General features: G+C 59.8%; 5 protein-coding genes and 1 pseudogene. 5 read left to right on the top strand and 1 reads right to left on the bottom strand.

Annotated features, from left to right (window positions below; genetic code table 11):
• The 5 genes and pseudogenes from BLS91_RS20420 to BLS91_RS21280 form a co-directional block, all read left to right on the top strand.
• Positions 1-322, top strand: a 322-nt coding sequence (locus BLS91_RS20420) for a hypothetical protein (RefSeq protein ID WP_208859947.1), incomplete at its 5' end; no start/stop codon positions are given.
• A gap of 87 nt (positions 323-409) precedes the next feature.
• Positions 410-748 (top strand): hypothetical protein, encoded by a 339-nt coding sequence (locus BLS91_RS19345; RefSeq protein WP_134505322.1) that lies wholly within the window; start codon positions 410-412, stop codon positions 746-748.
• 270 nt (positions 749-1,018) lie between these two features.
• On the top strand, positions 1,019-1,480 hold the full coding sequence (locus BLS91_RS19340; RefSeq protein ID WP_092342697.1) for a hypothetical protein: 462 nt from the start codon (positions 1,019-1,021) through the stop codon (positions 1,478-1,480).
• Between the two features lie 162 nt (positions 1,481-1,642).
• Positions 1,643-2,095 carry a MerR family transcriptional regulator gene (locus BLS91_RS21285; RefSeq protein ID WP_420838516.1) on the top strand — a complete coding sequence of 151 codons (453 nt, stop codon included), beginning with the start codon at positions 1,643-1,645 and terminating at the stop codon, positions 2,093-2,095.
• 12 nt (positions 2,096-2,107) lie between these two features.
• Positions 2,108-2,308, top strand: a pseudogene (locus tag BLS91_RS21280) (hypothetical protein); the annotation flags it as partial.
• Here the strand turns inward: BLS91_RS21280 and BLS91_RS19330 are convergent.
• A partial coding sequence (locus BLS91_RS19330; RefSeq protein WP_139165836.1) for an integrase core domain-containing protein occupies positions 2,276-2,612 on the bottom strand: 337 nt, incomplete at its 5' end. The pseudogene BLS91_RS21280 and the gene BLS91_RS19330 overlap by 33 nt on opposite strands.

Raw genomic sequence — 2,612 nt, 5'->3', positions numbered from 1 at the left:
ATACGGGAATTACATTCGCAATAGCACTGCTTCGACCTACGTTAACTGCGCCTGCGGGAGCCCCTATCGCACATGGTCGATCGACGTCAACGCGAGTGGCGTGCCGTACGACGGCTCCAACGTGAACAACCTCAACGTGATCTATCGGGTGACTCCCGGCAACGGCGCCTGGCAATACGGTCCTTCCATCGGAATCACCACTTACGGCACACTGGCGACTCAGAGTGGAACAATGAGCACGTCGAGCTACATAACAGCGATCGCCTCCGTATATTACAAAGGGCAGACTCTTCTCGAGAATATCCATTCCCAAGCTCCGTAAGAAAGGGCTTTTATGTCCAACAGCACGGCTATCCTGAGGACCGCTTCTGGGATTGAGGCGGTCCTCACGCTAATCCGATCTGACAGGATGATCATTCTGGATGCCACGGCTGTTCCTTCCACCGCGACGCACGAATATGACGCTGTCTACGACCTCGCGCTAAAACGCTATCTTGAAGCAACAGCACGCAACGGAATCCGGTATGCCGGAGAGCCCCCTCTATCGGGTGCGCATGCGATGCTGGCGGAGATTCGAGTGGAACCCCCAAAGCCCATGCAGACGATCGGACGAGAGGTTCAATCCGTGGGCGGTTCAGGTTCGGAATGGACGACTCGATGGACGTGGGATCTGTCCGGGATCGAATCCGTTGATGGGGAATTGCTCGTCCAAACAGCGGTCGACCAAATCAAACTGCCCTTATATTAAGGGTGACCGCATCCCGCCCAGCTCACTTACCGCTGAACCCATAGTCGGCTTAGGCTGTGAAATATGCGTTTCCCTGTCGGACTCCGTCACCTCGGACTGCCCCATCTCATTGCGGGCCTTGAACGCGGTTGCCCAGCGGTCCAACGTAGCCTCGTTGACTCCGAGCTCGCTTCCGACGGTCGCGACCGGGATGGCAACAAACAGCCCGTAAGCCGAACCGTCAACGCGAACCCGTCAGTTACCCTATGGCTCCCCTAGAATCGGTTCGTCATGATGTTCACGCGCCGTATTCTCGCCGCCCTGCTCGTCGCGGTTCCGACCGTGGCCGTCGGAATCGTGGTGATGCAATGGATGCCGTTGCCGAACCCTCTGAACGTGCAGTGGTCCGGTACCGAGGTCTCGAGCACGCAACCGTTGTGGATGGTCTTCCTGCCTCTCGCGGCTTTGACGCTCGGTGGCTTCGCCCTGGCCATCGCCGCAGTCGTCGATCGCGACCATGAGGAGCCCTTTCGAGGAACGCTCTACATCGCGGCGGTACTGACTTCAGGCAGCGCCGGGGTGTGCTGGGCGCTGCTCGCGATGAACCTTGGCTATGCCGCACCGACCGGTCCGGCCTTCCTCGGTTCGCTGGCGCTTGCGCCGGTGTATGCCCTGCTCCCGTTGGCCGTTGTCGGCATCCACGCACGGCACCGATCGAGCATCGACCAAGACATAGTGGAGGACCTCACATAGACCGTCGGTCCTGATGCGAGGGTCCCACGACTTCGACCGTAAGCCGGACGCCCACCGGGGCATCTAAACACGCGATCGCCGGCTTTGGGTCCGTTCCGATAAAGGAACGTTGAACGGGAATGCAGTCCGCCTCAAATTCGTGCCATCTGCAATGCTGGTCGTGTGAGTAGTCATAGTGCTGGTGGACCTGAGCTGATCGGGGCCGTTGCAGTGTCGTTAGGTGTGAGCGTTCGGGCACTGCATCACTGGGACGCTCTGGGGGTCGTGTCTCCCTCTCTCCGAACGGGCGGCGGGTACCGTGCCTATCTTCCTGCGGAGGTTGCCCGCTTGCGCCGTGTTCTGATTCTTCGAGAACTTGGCGTTCCTCTGGGTGAGATCCCCGCGCTGCTCATCGCTGACGGCGACACGAGGCGAGCGGAGCTTGAGCGGCGACGAAAGGAACTTGGTGAGAAGATCCATCAACTTCAAAACCTTGCGGAAGATGTTGGTCGTCTGCTCGCTGCGAATACGTCCGGTGTGCTGCTCTCAGCATCGGAGCAAGTTGACGTGTTTGGTGACGAGTGGGATCCGTCGTGGAGTGTGGCTGCGCGGGTGAGGTGGGGCGATACTGCGTAATGGGCGGAGTACGCAGAACGCTCGAGCAGAAGGAAGCCCGATGACTGGCGCGAAATAACTGGATCGATGCGCGAGGTCACCCTGGCTCTGGCCGGTGCTATGCGAATCGGCACAAGGCCAGGAAGCGAGGCAGCGAACGTTCTCGCGGAACTGGCCTTGCCCCCGGTTAGTGGACACGGGTTAAGCGGCGAGTTGAACTTCCGCGGTCTCTGACGAGTATTGCAGTTCGAAGTCGACTGGGCTGACCTGCCCGATTGAGGAGTGCCGGCGCCGACGGTTGTAGCGGTCCTCGATCCAGGCGCCGACTTCCCGGGTCGCGCGGTCGCGGGTGGGCCAAACTCGGCGGTAGTAGAATTCTGTTTTCAGCGTCGCGAAGAAGCTCTCGGCCATCGCGTTATCCCAACAAATACCGGTCAATCCCATCGAGCGGGTGATGCCATTCTCGGCGGCGAACGCGGTGATCTGGGCCGAGGCATATTGGGTACCGCGGTCGCTGTTAAGCCGAATTCGGCTTAAC

It is taken from the genome of Cryobacterium flavum, assembly GCF_900103805.1.
Lineage (GTDB): Bacteria > Actinomycetota > Actinomycetes > Actinomycetales > Microbacteriaceae > Cryobacterium > Cryobacterium flavum.
The sequence above is the reverse complement of the archived record's forward strand: the minus strand, read 5'-3'. Positions and strand labels throughout refer to the sequence as shown.